The 21,243-nt window shown below is 61.8% G+C and carries 17 protein-coding genes and 1 pseudogene; 12 read left to right on the top strand and 6 right to left on the bottom strand.

Annotated features, from left to right (window positions below):
- Position 1: 1 nt before the first annotated feature.
- Positions 2-325, bottom strand: a complete 324-nt coding sequence (locus HCR76_RS17665; protein WP_434063584.1) for a protealysin inhibitor emfourin — start codon at positions 323-325, stop codon at positions 2-4.
- Positions 323-1,369, bottom strand: a pseudogene (locus tag HCR76_RS09855) (M4 family metallopeptidase); the annotation flags it as partial. The pseudogene HCR76_RS09855 and the gene HCR76_RS17665, both read right to left, overlap by 3 nt.
- 113 nt (positions 1,370-1,482) lie before the next feature.
- Between HCR76_RS09855 and HCR76_RS09850 the strand changes: the two are divergent.
- Both HCR76_RS09850 and HCR76_RS09845 read left to right on the top strand, forming a co-directional pair.
- Positions 1,483-2,610 (top strand): LLM class flavin-dependent oxidoreductase, encoded by a 1,128-nt coding sequence (locus HCR76_RS09850; RefSeq protein WP_166992786.1) that lies wholly within the window; start codon positions 1,483-1,485, stop codon positions 2,608-2,610.
- Positions 2,611-2,612: 2 nt separating this feature from the next.
- Positions 2,613-3,242, top strand: a complete 630-nt coding sequence (locus tag HCR76_RS09845; protein ID WP_166992788.1) for an FMN reductase — start codon at positions 2,613-2,615, stop codon at positions 3,240-3,242.
- A gap of 75 nt (positions 3,243-3,317) precedes the next feature.
- Here HCR76_RS09845 and HCR76_RS09840 read toward each other — a convergent pair whose 3' ends face one another.
- Positions 3,318-3,512 (bottom strand): DUF5302 domain-containing protein, encoded by a 195-nt coding sequence (locus tag HCR76_RS09840; RefSeq protein ID WP_166992791.1) that lies wholly within the window; start codon positions 3,510-3,512, stop codon positions 3,318-3,320.
- A gap of 123 nt (positions 3,513-3,635) precedes the next feature.
- Here HCR76_RS09840 and HCR76_RS09835 point away from each other — a divergent pair, with 123 nt between their 5' ends.
- The 3 genes from HCR76_RS09835 (at position 3,636) to HCR76_RS09825 (ending at position 4,749) form a co-directional block, all read left to right on the top strand.
- Positions 3,636-4,091 (top strand): VanZ family protein, encoded by a 456-nt coding sequence (locus tag HCR76_RS09835; RefSeq protein ID WP_166992794.1) that lies wholly within the window; start codon positions 3,636-3,638, stop codon positions 4,089-4,091.
- Between the two features lie 111 nt (positions 4,092-4,202).
- Positions 4,203-4,472, top strand: coding sequence for a 30S ribosomal protein S15 (gene rpsO / locus HCR76_RS09830; RefSeq protein ID WP_166981503.1), 270 nt, complete (start codon positions 4,203-4,205; stop codon positions 4,470-4,472).
- Between the two features lie 94 nt (positions 4,473-4,566).
- Positions 4,567-4,749 (top strand): hypothetical protein, encoded by a 183-nt coding sequence (locus tag HCR76_RS09825; RefSeq protein ID WP_166992797.1) that lies wholly within the window; start codon positions 4,567-4,569, stop codon positions 4,747-4,749.
- On the opposite strand, the gene HCR76_RS09820 is transcribed toward HCR76_RS09825, so the two are convergent.
- Both HCR76_RS09820 and HCR76_RS09815 read right to left on the bottom strand, forming a co-directional pair.
- Positions 4,746-5,927 (bottom strand): acyltransferase family protein, encoded by a 1,182-nt coding sequence (locus tag HCR76_RS09820; protein WP_166992800.1) that lies wholly within the window; start codon positions 5,925-5,927, stop codon positions 4,746-4,748. The two genes, HCR76_RS09825 and HCR76_RS09820, sit on opposite strands and share 4 nt — an antisense overlap.
- A gap of 15 nt (positions 5,928-5,942) precedes the next feature.
- Entirely contained in the window at positions 5,943-9,410 is a 3,468-nt protein-coding gene (locus HCR76_RS09815; RefSeq protein WP_166992802.1) for a DUF3376 domain-containing protein, read from the bottom strand.
- A gap of 319 nt (positions 9,411-9,729) precedes the next feature.
- Here HCR76_RS09815 and HCR76_RS09810 point away from each other — a divergent pair, with 319 nt between their 5' ends.
- From HCR76_RS09810 to HCR76_RS09795, 4 genes are all read left to right on the top strand, one after another.
- The gene (locus HCR76_RS09810; protein WP_166992805.1) at positions 9,730-12,003 is read left to right on the top strand and encodes a polyribonucleotide nucleotidyltransferase; all 2,274 of its coding nucleotides are present in this window, start codon (positions 9,730-9,732) and stop codon (positions 12,001-12,003) included.
- Between the two features lie 212 nt (positions 12,004-12,215).
- Positions 12,216-13,307, top strand: coding sequence for a pyruvate dehydrogenase (acetyl-transferring) E1 component subunit alpha (gene pdhA / locus HCR76_RS09805; protein ID WP_166992808.1), 1,092 nt, complete (start codon positions 12,216-12,218; stop codon positions 13,305-13,307).
- Positions 13,307-14,353 carry an alpha-ketoacid dehydrogenase subunit beta gene (locus HCR76_RS09800; RefSeq protein ID WP_434063568.1) on the top strand — a complete coding sequence of 349 codons (1,047 nt, stop codon included), beginning with the start codon at positions 13,307-13,309 and terminating at the stop codon, positions 14,351-14,353. The genes pdhA and HCR76_RS09800 overlap by 1 nt, the downstream gene beginning before the upstream one ends.
- On the top strand, positions 14,350-15,693 hold the full coding sequence (locus tag HCR76_RS09795) for a dihydrolipoamide acetyltransferase family protein (RefSeq protein ID WP_166992811.1): 1,344 nt from the start codon (positions 14,350-14,352) through the stop codon (positions 15,691-15,693). Before HCR76_RS09800 ends, HCR76_RS09795 begins: the two co-directional genes overlap by 4 nt.
- Before the next feature lie 40 nt (positions 15,694-15,733).
- Here HCR76_RS09795 and HCR76_RS09790 read toward each other — a convergent pair whose 3' ends face one another.
- Positions 15,734-16,327, bottom strand: a complete 594-nt coding sequence (locus tag HCR76_RS09790; protein ID WP_166992814.1) for an SACE_7040 family transcriptional regulator — start codon at positions 16,325-16,327, stop codon at positions 15,734-15,736.
- 119 nt (positions 16,328-16,446) lie between these two features.
- Between HCR76_RS09790 and HCR76_RS09785 the strand changes: the two genes are divergently transcribed.
- Genes HCR76_RS09785 through HCR76_RS09775 form a run of 3 tightly spaced genes read left to right on the top strand, consistent with a single transcriptional unit; the run spans position 16,447 to position 21,229 of the window.
- On the top strand, positions 16,447-18,054 hold the full coding sequence (locus HCR76_RS09785; RefSeq protein ID WP_166992817.1) for a carboxyl transferase domain-containing protein: 1,608 nt from the start codon (positions 16,447-16,449) through the stop codon (positions 18,052-18,054).
- The gene (locus HCR76_RS09780) at positions 18,054-20,066 is read left to right on the top strand and encodes an acetyl/propionyl/methylcrotonyl-CoA carboxylase subunit alpha (protein WP_244971369.1); all 2,013 of its coding nucleotides are present in this window, start codon (positions 18,054-18,056) and stop codon (positions 20,064-20,066) included. Before HCR76_RS09785 ends, HCR76_RS09780 begins: the two co-directional genes overlap by 1 nt.
- A complete protein-coding gene (locus HCR76_RS09775) occupies positions 20,063-21,229 on the top strand; it encodes an acyl-CoA dehydrogenase family protein (RefSeq protein WP_166992820.1) in 1,167 nt (388 codons plus the stop codon). The genes HCR76_RS09780 and HCR76_RS09775 overlap by 4 nt, the downstream gene beginning before the upstream one ends.
- Positions 21,230-21,243: the final 14 nt, after the last annotated feature.

The following is a 21,243-nucleotide window of genomic DNA, read 5'->3' as shown; positions in this document are numbered from 1 at the left end:
GTCAGGCGTGGTCTTCGGTGCGCACCCACTCAATGATCTCCCGCCACGTCGCCGTGAGCTCTGACTCGGCGAGCGACACCTCGAAGTCGTCTGCCGCGCTGGCCCTGAACGTGCACCGAATGCGGTACTGAAAGTGATCGGGGTTGCGGTCATCTATCGTTCCGGCAGCACGCCAGGGCAGGGTGCGAAGCATTTTGCCCAGGTCGTCGGAGTGGGCGTCGATGTTCATACGCCAGGTTCGGCTGATGCCCGCGACGCCCCCTGAGCGTTCGACAATGAGCTGCGCCTCGGGTGCGCCGGTCGGTGGGGCATCGGGATCGCCCACATTGACTTCGACAGACCTCCATGCGAGCTGCACGGCAGCGACGACCTCGTCGTCGAATTGAGAGCGTGCAGCCTCGACCGTTGCAGCGGCAAATTCGGAGAACGATGCATCGGCGGTGAGGCCGCCCGCTGTCAGCGTGCGGTACCAGATCACTCCTGCTGTGTCCCACGCGCGTCCGCCGAGCGACGTCGCGAGAATGTAGAAAGCATGATTCGGGATGCCGGAGTTGATGTGAACTCCGCCATTGTCGTCCTGTGACTCGACGTAGCCGGACATCGTTGACGGCTGGGGATCTTTCCCGAGTACGTCGTCGTCATACGCCGTCCCCGGTGCCTTGAGTGAGCGCAGCGCTTCGCCGTTCACGGCATCAGTAAAGAGACCCTCTCCAATGAGCCAGCTGGCCTCATCCACGGTCTGAGATTTCGCATACTGTTCAACCAGACTCCCAAAGACGTCAGACAGTGATTCATTCAGGGCCCCCGACTGTCCTGAATAGCGCAGCGCAGCGGTAAGCTCCGTCACCCCGTGCGTCAGCTCGTGGCCGATGATCGAAAGCGACACAGTGAATCGGTTGAATACCTCGCCATCCCCATCGCCGAACACCATGCGCGTTCCGTTCCAGAACGCGTTGTCGTAATCCTTTCCGTAGTGGACGGTCGCGCGAAGGGGCATTCCTCGACCATCGATGGACGAGCGCCCGAATACCTCGTCGAAGAGTGAGTACGTGTGGCCGAGCCCGTCGTAGGCCTCGTTTACCGCTTGGTCGTCAGACTCAGGCTCGCCCTCGCTTCGGACACGAGAGCCGGGTAAGACGTCCGTTCCTCCCGCATCGGCGATCTCACGGGTGAGAGCACGAGTGTCTGACTCCGTCGGGGCGGGCTTCGCCTTGCGCTGGCCCGACTGCTCGATGGCGGCACGGCGCCCTGGTTCCTGTCGAATGAGCGTGTCCTGCGCCGCTGTAGCTGCATTTCGCAGTCGCTTTGCACTGGCCACGCGCTGCAGAAGGTACGGCGGAATGACGGTGGGCTGCTCTGACCTGTCCATGCCTCAATGGTCGCACCACAGCACCACTGCTGAGAAGTGGGGAATACGATCGAAGGAGTGCCTGTTGTCGCTTATATCTATTCATTTGCATCGATATTTCAGGAGCGCCGAGAATGCAGTTCGGAATCTTCAGTGTCGGAGACATCACGCCAGACCCGACAACAGGGCACACGCCGACCGACGCATCGCGATTGCAGGATGTATTGACGATCGCACAGCATGCCGAAGATGTCGGTCTTGATGTCTTTGCGATGGGGGAGCACCACAACCCACCGTTCTTTCCGTCGAGCCCTGTCGCCATTAACAGCTATCTGGCAGCCAAGACATCACGAATCATTCTCTCAACGGCCACGACGCTCATCACCACAAACGATCCTGTGCGCCTTGCCGAGGACTACGCCATGCTTCAACACCTGTCGGGCGGCCGGATGGATCTCGTTCTCGGTCGTGGAAACACCGGCCCCGTCTACCCGTGGTTCGGTGAAGACATTCGACAGGGAATTCCACTCGCCATTGAGAAGTACGGACTGCTACACAAGCTGTGGCGTGAGGAGTTCGTCGACTGGGAGGGGCAATTCCGCACTCCGCTGCAAGGGTTTCAGTCGATGCCCAGACCGCTTGATGACACTCCGCCGTTCGTCTGGCACGGCAGCATCCGTTCTCCGCAGATTGCCGAGCAGGCCGCATACTACGGTGACGGGTTCTTCGCCAACCACATCTTCTGGCCCGGCTCGCACACGCAGCGCATGGTGGGGTTGTACCGCCAACGTTTTGAACACTACGGGCACGGAACGGCCGACCAGGCGATTGTCGGGCTCGGTGGGCAGGCATTCATGCGCAAGAATTCTCAGGATGCTGTCGCAGAATTTCGACCCTATTTCGACAACGCGCCCGTTTACGGGCACGGGCCGAGTCTTGAAGAGTTCACAGCACAGACCCCTCTCACTGTCGGCAGCCCTCAGCAGGTCATCGACCGAACGCTCGGGTTCCGCGACTACGTTGGCGATTATCAGAGACAACTCTTCCTCATGGATCACGCTGGTCTGCCCCTCAAGACCGTTCTCGAACAGCTCGACCTTCTCGGCGAGGAGGTCGTGCCTGTTCTGCGCCGCGAGTTTGAGTACGTGCGCCCCGCGCACGTACCGGATGCCCCGACTCATGCGGCGAGGGTCTCGGCGGGGAATGCGGGGCGCACCGAACCGGTTACACTGAGCGCGTCACCAGCAGAATCGGAGAAGTAGATATGGCAGCTCGCAAGCTTGCGGTTGTGTCATCAGGGCTCAGCAACCCGTCATCGACACGGATGCTGGCAGACAAACTCGCAGAGGCGACAAAGCAGAAGCTTGTTGGCACTGGACTTGAGGTCGACGTTGCAACGTTCGAATTACGGGATCTCGCGCACTCGATCACGAACAACATGCTCACGGGCTTTGCCGACGACGCTCTTCAGCGCGCGATCGACGAGGTAACGCGAGCCGACGGACTCATTGCGGTGACCCCCGTTTTCAAAACCAGCTATGCCGGGCTCTTCAAATCGTTCATCGACATCATCGACAACACGGGACTCACTGATCTCCCCGTGGTGATCGGAGCAACGGGCGGAACTCCGCGACATTCGCTGGCCCTTGACTACGCAATGCGGCCGCTTTTCAACTACATGCATTCCATCGTCGTGCCGACTTCCGTCTACGCGGCGAGTGACGATTGGGGCGCTGGAGAAGACACTGTGAAGTCGCTTCCCGAAAGAATCGACCGCGCAGCGCGTGAACTTGCAGGGCTTATGGAGCACTCCACACGCTCGGCCACCGTCGTCGATCCGTTCGCGCTCGATGAGAACTTTGATCAACTGCTCGGAGGCTTCCAGGGCAACTGATGCACTGATCAGAGTGAAACGGGGCGGGTGAGCCGATATCGACTCACCCGCCCCGTTTCACACAGCAACCGATTCTCAGCCTGTTTTGCGACGGAAGTCACGCTTCTGGTCTGGTCGACTCTGCGCATGGTCGACCGGTGAATTCTCCCGAAGGTGGTCTTCACCATCGACCGAATTTTTCTGTTGCTTGTTCTTGCGGTCAAGCGCTTCACGGAACTTGCGCTTGACGTCTTCTGGTGGGCCCTCTGGAGCTGAATTATCGGAGCTCATTGTCCTCCTTGCAACGCAACGGCGATAGAGCCGCCGTTGATCTTCCGGTTCGACTCAGACTATGCGACCACGGAACCGAAGACCAGGGCGGCGCGCAGAGCGTCAGTGCGACACAATGGGAGGATGCTGCATCGACGTGCCGTCTTCGGAGCCCTGAGCACACTCTATGTGGTGTTCATCGGCGCGGTTACGCTGACACCGGACCCGTTCAGCGACGGCATTGACGGAACGATTGACCAGGTGATCGAGGCCTTGTCCCAGCATCCGCTCACCGCGTGGCTGACGTATGAGGTCGTCGAGTTCACTGCGAATATCGGCATGTTCGTTCCGCTGGGACTATTCGTGGCTCTGTGGGCGGGGCGCCGTCGCTGGTGGATGGGAATCATCGCCGGAGTGATCTACACCGTCGTGATTGAGTCCCTCCAAGGTCTTGTGCTCGCGGCGACACGATACGCGACCTTCAGTGACATCATTGCCAACACGCTCGGCGCAATTGCCGGTGCCATCGTCGCCCGAATTGTCCACGGATATGTTCTCGAGCGAGCCGCGCGATCGCGGGGTGCCCAAAGGGTCAGGTGAGGTCGCTGGGGTCTGCTAACATTGTTCAGTTGCCGTCTATCGGCCGCGGATAAAGAGAGCTCGCACGTCGTGTGACGGGCACCGCGCAACGACAGGAAGGGGATCGATTCTATGGCACTTGATGCAGAGACCAAGAAGGCGATCATCGAAGAGTACGCTACCCACCCCGGTGACACCGGATCCCCAGAGGTCCAGATCGCCGTGATGACGGAGCGCATCAAGGGGCTCACCGAGCACCTGAAGGATCACAAGCACGACCACCACTCGCGTCGTGGACTGCTCCTTCTCGTCGGTCAGCGCCGTCGCATGCTGGGCTACCTGTCCAACGTTGACATCAACCGCTACCGCGCGCTCATCGAGCGCCTCGGACTGCGCCGCTAAGCGTATATCGCACTTCTTCACGCGACCGGCCGTCACCCATGGTGACGGCCGGTTTGCCGCAGTGTGAGGGATGCCTTCGCTCGGAGAGGATCACATGGGAAAGACAGGCCGCCGCATACTGGCCGTCGCCGTATTCATCGTGGCGATCATCGTCGCATGGTGGCTCATCGGCGCCTTCTTCCAGCTGCTCTGGTTTGCAGTCAAGGCGTTTCTTGCCGTGATCATTGCGCTCGTGCTTGTGGGTGTCGTTCTTGTCGCGATCCGACGGCGTTCCTAACTCGGGCGCTCCGACGAACCGGCATCCTCCTCACCCGAGTGCGGTGCGACCGTCGGAACGCTTTCGGTTCGCGGACGCCGCGACCCTGTTGGGTCAGTGCGACTTGGACCAGCGGGCAGCCGATCATCACGTGTGAAGATCCAATGCGGCTTCGGCTCGATAAGCGGACGGAAGAACCGCCGCACCGGCCACGTCGACAACGCAACGGCCAGCAGAAAGCTCACGCCGAGCATAACGGGAAGCAGATAGTCAGCAAGCGCCTCATGCTTGAGAAGTCCGGACTCGCGAAGCGGGTAGAGAGCGAAGCTGTGTAGCAAATAGACGTACATCGTCGCCTGCCCAAAGCCGGAGAAGACGTTGCGGTGGCGAGGGATGAGCACGATGAACGCGGCGATCAGCACGGTATTGAGCAGCAGGACGGCGAGGCGAACGGCTCCGGCCCACCACGCGTCTTGTCCGAGACCGTCATACGACTGGTCGTAAAAGAACCAGTGACGTAGTCCAACGTCGCGCCAGAGATCGACGAAGACCCACACGCAGGCAGCCCACATGGCGAAGATAGCGAGAGCCGCCGTGCGTACCCACCACGGAATGTGCTCGTTCAGCCGCAACCGGGCGAACAGATCCCACTTTTTGACGCGCCATCCCAAAACGAAGAACGGGAGGATGCCGAAAAGGCGTGCAAGCGAGAACGTACTGTCGACGTTGTCGAGATAGCCGACACCGACGGAGAGAACCACGGCCCAGAGCAACGGCCAGCGCACGAGCGCGAGGTAGGGGAGCACGAGCCGGAAGATGGCGAGGGCGAGGAGAAACCAGAGAGTCCATGACGGCTTGGTCGGATTGAGAGTTTCGTCCCCTTCGGCGAAGAACTTGACGGCGGTCCAGATCGACTCCATGAAGACGTAAGGAAGCACAATGTCGGTGATGACGCGCTGCATCTGCCGGATCGACGGTGCGCCAGACTTCGAGAAGTACCCGCTGATGAAGGCGAACGCGGGCATGTGGAACGAGTAGATCACAAGGTAGACCGTGAGGGCGGCATCGGAATCGCCGACGAGCCTCTGAATGCCGTGCCCCATCACGACGAGGGTGATGCACGCAAACCGGGCGTTGTCCCACAGCGGGATGCGCTTGCTTCGGGTGGAAGCGGAGCCTGTTGCCGGGGCAGTCGACATGATTGTCCTTTGTGGTCAGACGGCGGCGGGGCGGCGCACGTCGTTCTCGGTCGGGCGATCGTGCGCCCCAGGAGGCAGCTCAGGAAGCCACCATAGCGTTGTTCCCCACAGGCCGATCGCGATGATGACGGTAGAGACCGTTGTGAGAACAGGGAAGGGAGTCTGTGTCATGCGGGTGGCGATCCAGACGGGGATGCCTCCTGCGAATGCAGAGAGCACACTTGTCGAGAACGGGTTCGCGAGGAGGCCTCGAAGCGACCACCCTGGCGTCAGCCAGCCGACGGTGAGCAGCACCGAGCCGAGACCACCCGCGATGGCGATCGTGACAGGTGTCACCAAGCGATGGTCGATCTGGAGCGGACCGAGAACGAGAGGAATCGCGATAATCATCGCGGCCCAGACGAAGAACACGGCAAAGCCGACGACGTAGAAGGGTGACGGATGGGGGCTCGCCGACGGGTCGAGCGAACGTACTCGCGCGTGAACTGCGATGGCTATTGCCGCGGCAATGAGGATCCACCACGTTGAGTCGAGCCCACGCAGCGCCACCACAATCGAGGCAGCTAACGACGTGACTGCGGCGAGACCGCACAAGGCACCACCCTGCATTCGTGCCTGTGAGCGCAGGGCGACGACATTCGCAACGGTGTCTCGGGGCAACGAAAGCTCCACGCGATGAAGGCCCCGGATGACGTGTTGCCACCGGCGCGAGGCACTCAGATATCCGGCAATCGACGTGCAGATGATGACAGCGGATATCAGGTGCGCTGGCCAGGTGACCGCAAGGTTCGTCGGGCCCGAGGCGCCAGTCAACCCGGTCGTCACAGCAACGGTGAGTCCAATTGTCGCTCCGAGAAGTGCAGCACGGAGCGGAGTAGTCGCAAGGGGAGTCGCAACAGCGAGAGGTCGCGCGAGAGTGACGAGAATGCGGCCGACGGGCCCGATTGAACTCGACAAAGCACGCGAGGCGATGCGCAGTGTGCGAGAGGCGATCGCGAGACGGTACTGCGGAGTGAGGTTGTCGAGCGAGTCTGCTCCAAACTCAAATGCTTCTCTGATCTCGGGGATGCTGCGAGGAGTATCCCTCCCAGAAAGCGGTGCTTCTGGTGACGCGGCGAGCTCTGTGAAGAGCGCCGTCTGCACAGCATCCAGAGAGTCGGTGACGTGCGCTGCTTGCGCATCGTCACGGGAGCGTTCGCTGAAGATGCGCACGATCGCGGCGGACGCGTCGAGGCGACCCCACCACCAGTCGTTTGCTCGCCATGTTCTGCTGAGAAATCCACCGAAGTTGAACAGCAGCGAACCCGACAGCTTGTCGTCAGCGGTCAGCGTTGGCCCGGTGAAAAGGCGCACAAGTGATTCGTCTGTGACGTCGGCGGGGTCGAGGCTGAGTGCAATGCGTGCCCGGCGCCGTTGGCGACGGCGAATGAGCGTCGTGAACTGCTCGCTATGTGCCGGAGGTTCATCGGCTGTCAGCCGTTCGAACGAGAGCGCGCTGATCGGCTCGGGGATGCCTCGGGGAGCGAGGAAAGGCGCAAGATCTCGGGCGCCCGCACCGCGCGCCGGAAATACGCTGAATGGGCTGTGCGCCCAGACACCATTGCCCTCAACGGCTGGTGAAATCTCTCGAAGGAGGCACACGATCGTGTCGAGTTCACCCCAGAGGGTACTGACGTCCGTGGTTTCTTGAACGGTGATCCAGGTGTCGATTGCGCGGGTTGCCGGGCTGATTCCCGACCGTGCGGAATCGAGAACATCGACCACGGTGGCGTCTCGCGCATCGGTGGCAGCGCCAAGCACCCGATAGAGGGTCATACGAATATCGGCGATCGACGTACCCTCGGGGAGCGCTTCCGGCGGGAGCCGCTCGAGGGCACGCACCCAGCTCAAACCGCACAGGGCCGCGTCGAGAACTCCCTGTGGCCCCAGAGCGATCGCATCAACGACAGTCGAAGCCGCTGATTCGTTCGTTGCGCGAGAGTAGCGCTCGTTCGCTGCATGCTCCAGGTCTTCGCGGTCGGTGCCGTCCCAGGCTCGCCACACCGACCGGGATGCGATGTTCGCGGAGTTTTGCCATGCGGACGGGTCAGCGGTGACGGTGCTGAGGTACTGTACATCGGCCGAAGCTCTGTATCTGACATAGGCGCGTCTGGCTGCATCCGCGTCGAAGTGTGCAGCTGTCTGAGCGGCTGCGTACGCGTCGCCTCGCGCATGTTCTCGTAGCAGACCCAGTCGGAAACGCTCGATGTGGGCGATTTCGTCTGCACCCGGCTCTCGATCATCGAGGGATCCGCCGCCGAAGCGCAGAACGTTGAGAATGCGAGACTGTCGGTCGGCAAATCGGCGCATGACAGAGAGCGGTCCACGTGGCGGCTCCGTCGGGCCATAGCGCGTCGGCCTGATAGTTCGCGGTGACGGTGCAGGTGGGCTCGGATCGAGGTACAGCACGAGACGTGACGAACTCGTCTCAGACGCGGAGCGTCGAGCGGCTTTGAAGGCCTGGTCAATCGGAACCTCGTCAAGGATGCTGCCATCAATGACGCGGAATGGATGGTTCCACGAGGGGCGATGCCCGCTGAAGGCATACGACATGTCGATGTGGGTTGCGTCGCCCTCTGGCCCGTCAGACGCGTTCTTTGTCGATGAGAAGATGAGCGCCGGCTCAAAAGCACCCGGATACGATGAGGTCGAGCGCGCGGCATAGGCGAGACGCGCCAGATCGGCCCCATCTCCTATCTGTGCTGGAATGCTGCGCCCGCGATCGGCCCCGTCTGCGCTGTCGGAACCGACAAAATGAAAATATCCCCGACTGTCTCGTGCACCAGGCACGCTCCGGTCTGCACTGTCAATGACCGTCGCAGCCAGATCAATGCTCACGGCGCTCGAGCGATGGAGATCGTTGTGCGGAATGCGTTTGTCGTCGTAGAGATCGTGGAGAGCGCGAGTGACTCGAGGCCAGAAGTAGTAGTCGCCACGCAGCAGAGAGTCAACGCGTGTGAAACCCGGTGGCTGCAGCAGTCGCCGAATGTCGGCGGCATCCTGCCAGGTTTCGAGCAGCGGATTCACGCTCGCGCCCGCACGTTGGGCAACCGCATAGACGACGGCGTTGAGCCCACCGGCACTCGCGCCGGCGAGAACGTCGATCTCGATCGAGTCAAAGGATGCCGCGGCGAGGAGCCGACCATACTCTCGGGCGCGCACGACTTCAGGCGTGTCGGGCGTCGGCGGTGAACTGCCAGTGGGGGGAGTGTAGAACGCATCCCAGCCACTCGATGTCTGCCGAATGCGCACGCGTCGCGCGACGTCGAGCTCGGCGACGGCACCGCCGATCCACACAGCGAGGCTGACTCCTCCGCGCAAAGCGAGCGCGACACGCAGAACGTGGCGATACGGCCCATCGCCGAGCTCGGCGACCGAAGCAAGGCCTGGAGCAGACCCGGGGCCAACACCGAGAGCGACGACCTGGCCCGACGCTTGCGCCATGCTCTTACCCCCTGTTCGCGCTGAGTCAACGGTAGCGCTCCGAAGCGACAACGTGCCAGACACGCGGATACTCGGGCGCGTGCAGGGTGCTCTGATAGCATCAAGCGAGGTCGATCAGCTGATCGATCGTGCAAGAACGGAGCAGGCCGGCAGGAAGCTGGTCCTCGGTGGTGGATTTCTCTCGCGGTGGAGTGAGAGCAATTTTCTACTGGAGATCAGCCATGACGACCTCACTGTGGTCATGAGTATGTACTGCCTGTTCTGCTCCGTGAACGTCGGGCGTGCTTTGGCGCGCCCGCGGACACAAAGGAGAGTGACCTTGGAAGGTCCAGAAATTACTGCTGCCGAGGCCGTCCTCGACAATGGGCGCTTCGGAAAGCGCACTATTCGTTTCGAGACGGGCCGTCTCGCTCAGCAGTCACAGGGCGCCGTCGCCGCCTACCTTGACGACGAAACAATGATTCTTTCGGCCACGTCGGCTGGAAAGCATCCGAAAGACAATTTCGACTTCTTTCCCCTGACCGTTGACGTGGAAGAGCGCAGCTACGCTGCCGGAAAGATCCCCGGATCGTTCTTCCGTCGCGAAGGCCGCCCGTCGACGGATGCAATCCTCGTCTGCCGCCTGATCGACCGACCACTGCGTCCGTCGTTTGTCAACGGCCTCCGCAACGAGGTGCAGATCGTGATCACCGTGCTGTCGATCGCACCGGGCGAGTTCTATGACGCGCTTGCGATCAACGCGGCCTCGGCCTCGACACAGATCTCGGGCTTGCCGTTCTCCGGACCCATTGCCGGTGTGCGTTTGGCGCTCATCCCCGGCAACGGCCAGGGCGAGGACCAGTGGGTGGCATTCCCGAACGCCGAGCAGGTTGAGCAAGCGGTCTTCGACCTCATGGTCGCCGGACGCGTCATTAAGAATGCCGACGGTACCGATGACGTCGCCATCATGATGGTGGAGGCTGAAGCCACGGAGCACAGCTTCGACCTGATCAAAGCTGGTGCCGTTAAGCCGAACGAAGAGATCGTCGCTGGCGGACTCGAGGCGGCAAAGCCATTCATCGCCGAGCTGGTGCGCGCACAGTCAGAGATGGCATCGCACGCGGCAAAGGAGATCAAGGACTACCCGGTATTCCTTCCGTACACCGACGAGGTGCTCGCAGCGGTCGAAGCGCTGGCATCAGATGAGCTGTCGAAGATCTACCAGATCGCCGACAAGCTCGAGCGCCAAGACGCAGATGACGCACTGAAGGATCGCGTCAAAGAGGCGATCGCAGCCAAAGTCGAGGCCGGAGAACTTTTCGCCGAGGCAACGGCACAGGTCTCTGCCGCGTACAAGTCGGTGACAAAGAACATCGTTCGCGGCCGCATCCTCTCGGAGGGCGTGCGCATGGACGGACGTGGACTTGCGGACATCCGTCCGCTCGACGCCGAAGTTCAGGTCATCCCTCGTGTTCACGGATCGGCGATCTTCCAGCGTGGAGAGACTCAGATCATGGGCATCACAACGCTGAACATGCTCAAGATGGAGCAGCAGATCGATTCGCTGTCTCCGCAGACGCACAAGCGCTACATGCACCACTACAACTTCCCGCCGTATTCGACGGGAGAGACGGGTCGTGTCGGTTCGCCCAAGCGTCGTGAGATCGGTCATGGATTCCTCGCCGAGCGTGCGCTAGCGCCCGTTCTGCCGAGCCGCGACGAGTTCCCTTACGCGATTCGCCAGGTGTCCGAGGCTCTCGGATCGAACGGCTCGACGTCGATGGGCTCCGTGTGTGCGTCGACGTTGTCGCTGCTCAACGCTGGTGTTCCGCTCAAGGCTCCCGTCGCCGGAATCGCCATGGGACTCGTCACCGACGAAGTGGACGGTCAGACGCGCTATGCGGCACTGACCGACATTCTCGGAGCCGAAGACGCTCTCGGCGACATGGACTTCAAGGTCGCGGGAACAAGCGAGTATGTGACGGCAATTCAGCTCGACACGAAGCTCGACGGCATCCCTGCCTCCGTGTTGGCCGCAGCCCTCACGCAGGCGAAGGACGCGCGCACGCAGATTCTGCAGGTGCTGAATGCCGCGATCGATGCTCCGGACGAGATGGCCCCGACGGCTCCGCGCGTGATCAGCGTGCAGATTCCCGTTGACAAGATCGGTGAGCTGATCGGCCCGAAGGGCAAGACGATCAACGGCATCCAGGACGAGACGGGAGCCGACATTTCGATTGAAGACAACGGCACCGTGTTCATCGGGGCTGTCGATGGTCCGTCTGCTGAGGCTGCACGCGCTCAGGTCAACGCCATCGCCAACCCGACAAACCCTGAGGTCGGCGACCAGTTCCTCGGAACTGTCGTGAAGATCGCGGCGTTTGGTGCGTTCATCTCGCTGCTTCCGGGCAAGGACGGACTGCTGCACATCTCGGAGGTCCGCAAGCTTGCCGGCGGCAAGCGAGTGGGAGCAGTCGAAGATGTTCTCGGCGTCGGACAGAAGATTCTGGTTGAGGTGACGAAGGTGGACGACCGCGGCAAGCTGTCGCTCCAGCCCGTTATCGCAGACGAGGACGCCGACTCCGGTGCCGAGTCACCGGACGAAGAGAGCTAAGCTTTTCGCTTCATGATGGCCCGTCCCGCGCCGCGGGGCGGGCCATCATCATCGTTAAGCTGTGCGCGAGCCGCATTGAGAGCCCGCTCAACGTGACGTAGTCTCGAAGTAATCCGGCAACGAGGCCGGGGCCGTATGGCGAGCCACAAGCAACCCATGCGGAACACGAGAGAAAGACGCGTGTCATAGTGTCCACCACACATGGTCCGACAATGCTCCTCACACACTCAGGGGAGTATGTCCAACTGCTCACTCCGCGCGGAGAACGCGTGGATGCCCCGGGTTTCGACCCGTGGGTTGCCGATATCGGCTCGGCCGAATTGCGCTCGCTGTACGAAGACATGCTCATCAGCCGGCGCCTCGATACCGAAGCTACGGCGTTGCAACGTCAAGGCGAGATCGGTCTGTGGCCGCCACTTCTCGGCCAGGAAGCCGCACAAGTAGGCTCTGCCCATGCGCTGCGTCAAAGCGACTTTGTTTTCGGCAGCTACCGCGAAAACGCCGTCGCATATTGTCGCGGAGTCGACCTCACCACGATGATCTCTGTGTGGCGCGGAAACGCGAACGCCGGCTGGAACCCGTACGACATCAGCATGGCCGCGCCGGCGATCATCATCGGAGCGCAGAGCCTTCATGCCGTCGGCTACGCCATGGGCTGCAACTTCGACCGCTCCGATGACATCTCGATAGCCTACTTCGGCGACGGTGCGACCAGCCAGGGAGACGTCAACGAGGCGATGGTGTTCGCGGCGAGCTTTTCAGCTCCCGTGATCTTCTTCTGCCAGAACAACCACTACGCCATTTCCGAGCCTGTCGGCGTTCAGACGACGAAGCCGATCGCCGATCGTGCGCCGGGCTTCGGCATTCCCAGCATCCGTGTCGATGGAAACGACGTGCTCGCGGTCTTCGCCGCGACAGCCATTGCCGCAGATCGAGCGCGGTCGGGAAACGGGCCGACCTACATTGAGGCGGTCACGTACCGCATGGGGCCGCACACGACGAGTGACGATCCGACGCGGTACCGGCCGGAAGCTGAACTCGAAGAATGGCGCGCGAAAGACCCCCTTGACCGTGTCAAGCGTTACCTGATCAACGCCGGAGCGCTTGACGATGCGCAGCTGCAGGAGATCGACGATCACGCTGATGAGGTTGCGAAGGACCTGCGTGCAGCGATTCGAGCGCTTCCCGAGCCGGATCCGCTTTCGTTCTTCGACACCGTTTTCGCGGAGCCCAACGCACACCTCGCTCGCCAGCGCAGCCAACACGCCGCATACCTGGCGGCTTTCGACGGAGGTGAGCGCTGATGGCCGGGCAGAAGACAGCAGATACGGCAGAAACCGTGCACACCCTCACCCTGTCGAAGTCGATCAATGAAGGCCTGAGGCGAGCACTTTCTGACAATGAGAAGGTTGTGCTCATGGGGGAGGACATCGGAGACCTCGGAGGAGTCTTTCGCGTCACCGATGGACTTAAAGCCGAGTTTGGGCCGAGTCGAGTTATTGACACGCCGCTCGCAGAGGCGGGCATCATTGGTACCGCTGTCGGGCTTGCCTATCGCGGGTACCGGCCGGTGTGTGAAATTCAGTTTGACGGCTTCATCTACCCCGGATTCGACCAGATAGTCGCCCAGGTAGCGAAACTGCATGCTCGGACGTCGGGAGACGTGCGTATGCCGATTACGATCCGAGTGCCGTTCGGGGGTGGAATCGGCTCGGTTGAGCATCACTCCGAATCACCGGAAGCCTACTTTGCGCACACCGCCGGTTTGCGCGTCGTGTCCTGCTCGAACCCGCAGGACGCGTACTCGATGCTCCGGCAGGCGATCGCGAGCGACGACCCCGTGCTCTTTTTCGAGCCGAAGCGTCGCTACTGGATGAAGGGCGAGGTTAATCTCGAGCAGACCCCGGAGCGTTCTCTCAGCTCAGCGCGCGTGCTGACGAGCGGAACAGATGTGACACTCGTCACGTACGGGCCGCTTGTGCCAACGGCGATGGACGTTGCCGCCGCTGCAGCCGAGGACGGCATCTCTGTTGAGGTCATCGATCTGCGCTCACTTCAACCCGTCGACTTCGACGCCGTCGTCGCGTCAGTTCGCGTGACGGGTCGGCTCGTCGTCACCCACGAGGCGCAGCGGTTCGCCGGGCTGGGAGCAGAGATCGCCGCGACAATCACCGAACGCTGCTTTGAATACCTGGAAGCAGCGCCCGAACGCGTCACAGGGTTTGACACGCCATACCCTCCGGCAGCGTTCGAAGACCAGTTTCTGCCTGATCTTGACCGCATTCTCGATGCGGTCGACCGGGCGATGGGCCGTCGAAATTCGCTGAGTGACTGGAGGTTCGACGGATGAGCATCAAGGATTTTCTTCTGCCTGACCTCGGCGAAGGCCTCACAGAGTCAGAGATCGCCAGCTGGAAGATCGCCGAGGGCGACGCCGTCGAGGTTAACCAGGTGATCGCGGAAATCGAGACGGCGAAGGCCCTTGTCGAGCTCCCGTCGCCTTTCGATGGCACGATTCGAAAGCTTTACGCCCAGGAAGGCACGACAGTGCAAGTTGGCGAGCCCATCATCGCTTTCGAACTCGAGGGCGGTGACGACGGGCCTGAGGGCAGCGGAGTGAAGGAAGAGCGCGAGCCGGTGCTTGTGGGCTATGGTCCAAAGAAAGAAGGCGGCGCTGCACCGAAGCGCCGGCGGCGGTCGTGGGACGAAACGACAGCGACCGGCATCCAGACGTTGAAAGAGGCGGTAGAACCGGATGCCGCTCAGGCTACGCCCGCCCTCGAAACCGCCGGGCCGGCATCGGGCACCGGTCGCAGAGAGCGACCGAGAACGACGCCGCCGGTTCGCATCTTCGCCCGGGAGTGCGGCGTCGACCTGACCGGGGTCGACGGCACGGGGGCAGGCGGCCTCATCACGAGGGCCGATGTTCAGCGGGCGGCTGAGTCGGGTGCCGCCGAGACGGCACCTGAGCAGACGATGACCGACGCCGGACGCCACGGGGATGTTCGCATTCCGATCAAGGGCGTTCGAAAGGCGACAGCTGCGGCGATGACGGCATCGGCGTTCACCGCTCCACACGCGAGCGAGTTCATCACCATTGATGTGACGCGCACGAGCGAACTCGTCACACGGTTGCGATCGCAGCATCCGAAAACCCGCATCACCATCATGAGCGTCATCTCAAAGGCAATGCTGCTCGCGGCGAAGCGAACGCCGTCAGTAAACGCGTACTGGGACGAGGATGCACAGCAGATCATCGAATTCGGTCACATCAATCTTGGCGTAGCAGCGGCGACCGAGAGAGGGCTCGTCGTGCCCGTCGTGAAGAACGCAGACGCACTGGCGCTGCTTGACCTGGCCGACGCGATCAGCACGCTCGTGACGACCGCGCGCGAGGGCAGAACGCAGCCAGCCGACATGTCGGGCGGAACAATAACATTGACGAATGTCGGTGTTTTCGGTGTGGATGCGGGAACACCCATCCTCACTCCGGGACAATCAGCGATCGTTGCGGCGGGCGCGGTGCGCCGACGGCCGTGGGAGTACAACGACGAGGTTGCGCTGCGAGACGTGATGACCCTCAGTATGTCGTTCGATCATCGCATTGTCGATGGTGAGCAAGCGTCGCGCTTTCTTGTCGATGTGGCACGTGTTTTGGAAGACCCAGGCACGGCGCTCACGCTCCTCTGATCGGAGAGGCCACGAGGCATTCTTCGGATGCGTCGTGGCCTCAGCTCGTGAGGGCGGCGTAGCTCATGCGTTCGAGCAGTGCCCGCAGACGATCCGTATTCGCCGCACCGCGATGGCGGACGGAGTACGGCGTCGAGTTCATGAGGCCGAAGGCTGCGTGTGCGCGTACCCGCAGCTCCGCAACGTCTGCTTCGGGAGAAAGTCGTTCGAGAAGCGATACCCACAACTCGACGTACTGTCGCTGGAGGAGCCGAACCGTGTGTGCGTCCTGTGGTGAGAGGGCGCTGCGATCGCGGTCATGCACGCGGATGACGTCTGTGTTGCGAATGGCGAAGTCGACATGAAATTCGATCAGGGCACGCAGTGCGAGGTCGCCTTTCGGTGCGCGCTGTGTCTCGATCGAACCGCCCTCGAGCAGGGCAGTGCTGACACCGATGAGCAATTCGGCGAGGACTGCCTGTTTGCTGGGGAAATGTCTGTAGACTGCCGGCCCGGAAACGCCGACGGCAGTTCCAAGGTCTTCCATTGAAACGCCGTTGAAACCGTGTTCTGAGAACAGGGCGGCCGCGGCATCAAGCAGCGAGTGCCTTCGCTTGTTCTTCGCGTCGCTGCGCCCGTGTGGCTTTTCTGACATGCCCGGCCTCCTTCGGCTGTCCGCTGCCACTGGACACTTCAGTTATTGAATACTAACCTAAGAGACGGCGAGTTAATGCTCGCTAACTGAAAACGGTCATCGACGACCACAGGGGATTCATGCACACTCTGACCACAGCTATTGACCCGACATCCGACGAGGCACAGCGCAACGCCGCGGCACAAATAGCGCTCGTCGGCGAGCTCAGGGAGCGGCTGCGGGTCGCTCGGCTTGGAGGCAACGAGCGGGCGCGAGAGCGCCACGTTGAGCGGGGCAAACTCCTTCCTCGCGATCGCATCGATCGGCTTCTCGACGAGGGGAGCCCGTTTCTCGAGGTGGCGCCACTTGCTGCTGACGGCCTCTACGACGGTGCATCGCCAGGAGCCGGTGTTGTTGCAGGCGTTGGCGTCGTGCATGGTCGGCACGTGATGATCATCTGCAACGACGCGACGGTCAAGGGTGGTACCTACTATCCGATGACAGTGAAAAAGCATCTTCGTGCGCAGGAGATTGCCGGGCAGAATAAGCTTCCCTGCATCAGTCTTGTCGACTCGGGTGGGGCTTTTCTGCCCATGCAGGACGACGTGTTTCCCGACCGCGACCATTTCGGCCGGATCTTCTACAACCAGGCGCGAATGTCGGCAGCGGGAATTCCGCAGATTGCTGCTGTGCTCGGCTCATGCACAGCGGGAGGAGCGTATGTGCCCGCGATGAGCGACGAGACCGTGATCGTGCGCGAACAGGGAACAATCTTCCTTGGCGGACCGCCGCTTGTGAAAGCGGCAACGGGTGAGATTGTCTCGGCAGAGCACCTGGGTGGCGGAGACACCCACTCGCGCATCAGCGGAGTAACGGATCATCTTGCCGAGGATGATGATGACGCGTTGCGTATCGTGCGAGACATCGTGAGCACACTTCCCGAGAACCCAGCACCTGCCTGGTCTGTCGGAGAGAGCATTGAGCCTGTCGTTGATGCCGAGTCGATCTGTGACGTTGTACCGGTAGATCTTCACGAGACCTACGACGTGCGCGAAGTAATTGCTCGCATCGTCGATGCCAGTGAGTTTCACGAGTTCAAACGTGAATACGGTGTCACGCTCGTGACGGGCTTCGCACGCATCCATGGGCATCCCGTGGGAATCGTCGCAAACAACGGTGTGCTGTTCTCCGAGTCTGCGCTCAAGGGTGCGCACTTCATCGAGCTCTGCGATCAGCGTGGAATTCCTCTGGTGTTTCTGCAGAACATCTCGGGATTCATGGTGGGACGCGAATATGAGGAAGGCGGCATCGCCAAGCACGGCGCCAAAATGGTCACGGCCGTTGCCACCACCCGGGTTCCCAAGCTGACGGTTGTGATCGGTGGATCGTTCGGCGCCGGCAACTATTCGATGTGCGGACGTGCGTATTCGCCTCGCTTCCTGTGGATGTGGCCCGCAGCCCGCATCTCGGTGATGGGAGGGCAGCAGGCCGCCGAAGTGCTGGCAACGGTAAAGCGCGACGGCATGACGAAACGAGGCGAACACTGGGCGGATGACGAAGAGCATGCGTTTCGGCAGCCGATTCGCGATCAGTATGAGAAGCAGGGAAATCCGTATTACTCCACTGCCCGCCTCTGGGACGACGGAATCATCGACCCGGCGCAGACCCGAACGGTACTCGGCCTCGCTCTTGACGTGAGTGCACGAAGCCCGCTTGATGAATCCGGCTTCGGCCTGTTCAGGATGTGATGATGTTTCAGACCGTATTGATCGCGAACAGAGGCGAGATCGCCGTCCGTATCATCAGCACGCTGCGGCGTCTCGGCATTCGCTCTGTCGCCGTGTACAGCGACGCCGACGCTCGGGCTCCTCACGTGCGCGCGGCAGACAAAGCTGTGCGGCTTGGTCCCGCTCGAGCATCCGAAAGCTATCTGAACATTGAGCGTGTCATCGATGCCGCGCGTCGCTCTGGCGCCGATGCCGTGCATCCCGGTTACGGATTTCTCTCGGAGAACTCTCGCTTCGCCTCCGCGTGCGAAGCCGCGGGCCTCACGTATATCGGTCCCGACCCGAAAGCGACCGAGATCATGGGCGACAAAATTCGGGCGAAGCAACGTGTCGAGGCCGACGGCGTCGCCGGGATTCCGGGGCACGCCGCACCCGGTATGTCTGACGAACAGCTTGTCGGGGCCGCCAACGAGATTGGATACCCGGTGCTCGTGAAGCCTTCCGCGGGCGGCGGAGGCAAAGGCATGATCGACGTGCGCCGGCCAGAAGACATGCCGGAGGCACTCAGTGCAGCTCGACGCGTGGCGTCTGCCGCGTTCGGCGATGACACTCTGTTCATCGAGCGACTGATCACTTCGCCCCGGCACATCGAGGTGCAGGTGCTCGCCGACACGTTCGGTACCGTGCTGCATCTGGGGGAGCGAGAGTGCTCACTGCAACGGCGGCACCAGAAGGTCATCGAGGAGGCTCCCTCGTCGTTGCTCGACCCGGCGACACGGGAGCGGATCGGGCGCGCGGCGTGCGACGTCGCGCGGAGCGTCGACTACACAGGAGCGGGCACTGTGGAGTTTCTCGTGTCAGCTGACGCACCGGATGAGTTCTTCTTCATGGAGATGAACACCCGTCTTCAGGTGGAGCATCCGGTGACCGAAGCGGTGACAGGCGTCGATCTGGTTGAGCAGCAGCTCCGCATCGCAGCGGGTGAGCCGCTGATGATCGCGCAGGAGGACATTTCGCTGACCGGTCATGCCGTTGAGGCGCGCCTCTACGCCGAAGACTCCAACTTTCTGCCACAAGCTGGAACCGTCGAGTATGCTGCGTTCCCCCCTGATGTTCGTGTCGACAGCGGAATCGAGCAGGGAACCGTCGTCGGCTCCGACTACGACCCGATGATGGCGAAGATCATCGCGTACGACGACACACGCGAAAGGGCATTCGAAAGACTCGGTCGCGCCCTCGAGGAGACCGTGATCTTCGGCGTCACAACAAACACATCGTTTTTGCATGCTCTCGTCACTGACGCGGAGGTGCGCGCCGGAACGATGACCACGACAACGATCGACTCACGAGTTGTCGAAGGTGAGGGCGACGCTGTCACCGATCGTATCTGGTCTGCCATTGCGCTAGCCGCACACGAGGCACGCTGGCGAGACAGCGGAACAAACCCGTGGGCAGCTCCCAGCGGATGGAGGCTCGGCGCCGACGCTCGAGCAATCGATACCCGGATGCGGCACGGCGGCGACGAGCGCACGGTCGCCGTCTCGGGGCATCCGCAGAACGCGCGCATCGATGGTCGCGCCGCGAGCATTCACGGTGTCGGACTCGAGCGGCAGATCGGAATTGATGGAGAAACGTCGAACGTCAAAGTCATGCGCGTCGGTGAGAGCATGTGGATTCACGACGGCACTGCCGCCAGAGAATTCTCCGTCGTCGACCGAGACAGCGCACGGGCGGCACGAACAGACAGCTCTCTTGCTGAACCAGAGCTGCGCTCTCCCATGCCAGGAACGATCGTTGCCGTACGTGTTGCAGACGGAGACACGGTCGCCGCGGGTGACACGGTGCTCGTGATCGAGGCGATGAAGATGGAACACAGGATCATCGCGCCTCTCGCCGGAACAGTAACCCTTGCAGCATCCCGCAATCAGACTGTGGCGAAAGACGCCATCGTCGCGACAATCGTTGCCCTCGACTCCGAGGACAGCGCAGAAGAGTCCCACAAGGACGCACAACAAGAAAGAGGGAACGCGTGAACACCGAACTCGACGAGGAGCACCTCGAACTTGCGCGGACAGTGAAGGATTTCGCCGACACGGTGATCGCCCCCGCTGCCTACAGCTATGACACCGAACGACGTCTGCCCCTCGAGATCATCGAGCAGATGGGCGAGATGGGGCTCTTTGGCCTGCCGTTCCCCGTCGAATTCGGCGGACGCGGCAAGGACTACCTGTCACTGTGCCTGGCGGTTGAACAGCTCTCCCGCGTCGACCAGTCCATCGGGGTCACTCTCGAGGCCGGAGTCGGTCTCGGCGCTATGCCGGTCTATCGATTCGGTTCTGACGCGCAGCGCGAGCGGTTTCTGCCGCAGCTGACGTCTGGCACGGCGCTCGCCGCCTTCGGGCTCACCGAGGCCGAGGCGGGTTCCGATGCCGGAGCAACGAAGACGACGGCCGAGGTCGTGGACGGCGAGTGGGTGATCAACGGCACGAAGCAGTTCATCACCAACTCCGGAACCCCCATCACGCGGTTGATCACTGTCACGGCGGTGACGGGCAGCCGCACGTCGTCGCGAGGCGGTACTGTGCCGGAACTCTCGTCAATTCTTGTTCCGACGCCAGCCGACGGACTCACCGTTCATGCCGCCTACGACAAGTTGGGCTGGCACACGTCAGATACACACCCGCTCAGCTTTGACGACGTTCGCGTGCCCGAGGAGAACCTCCTGGGGGAGCGGGGCCGCGGCTTCGCCAATTTTCTGTCGATCCTGGATGAGGGTCGCGTTGCCTTCGCCGCGTTGTGCACGGGCGCGGCGCAGGGATGCCTCGAGCAGGCAATCTCCTATGCGAAGACGCGCAACGTGTTTGGCACGGCGATCGGATCTAACCAGCACATCGCGTTTATGATCGCGCGCATGGAGGAACGCACGCATTCGGCACGCCTGGCGTACTACCACGCGTGCTCCCTGTTGATGGCCGGCAAGCCGTTCAAGAAGGAAGCATCCCTCGCGAAACTCACATCAAGCGAGGCCGCGATGGCGAATGCGCGTGACGCCAGTCAGATCTGGGGAGGTTACGGCTTTCTCAACGAGAACGCCGTCGGCCGCCACTACCGCGATTCCAAGGTTCTCGAGGTTGGCGAGGGCACAACAGAAGTTCAGCTCATGATCATCGCTCGCGAGCTCGGGCTCGTAGAATAGAAAGCGGAGGCGAC

It is taken from the genome of Paramicrobacterium chengjingii, assembly GCF_011751765.2.
GTDB classification, from domain to species: domain Bacteria; phylum Actinomycetota; class Actinomycetes; order Actinomycetales; family Microbacteriaceae; genus Paramicrobacterium; species Paramicrobacterium chengjingii.
Note: the sequence above shows the minus strand (reverse complement) of the source record. Positions and strands in the feature narration are given on the sequence as shown.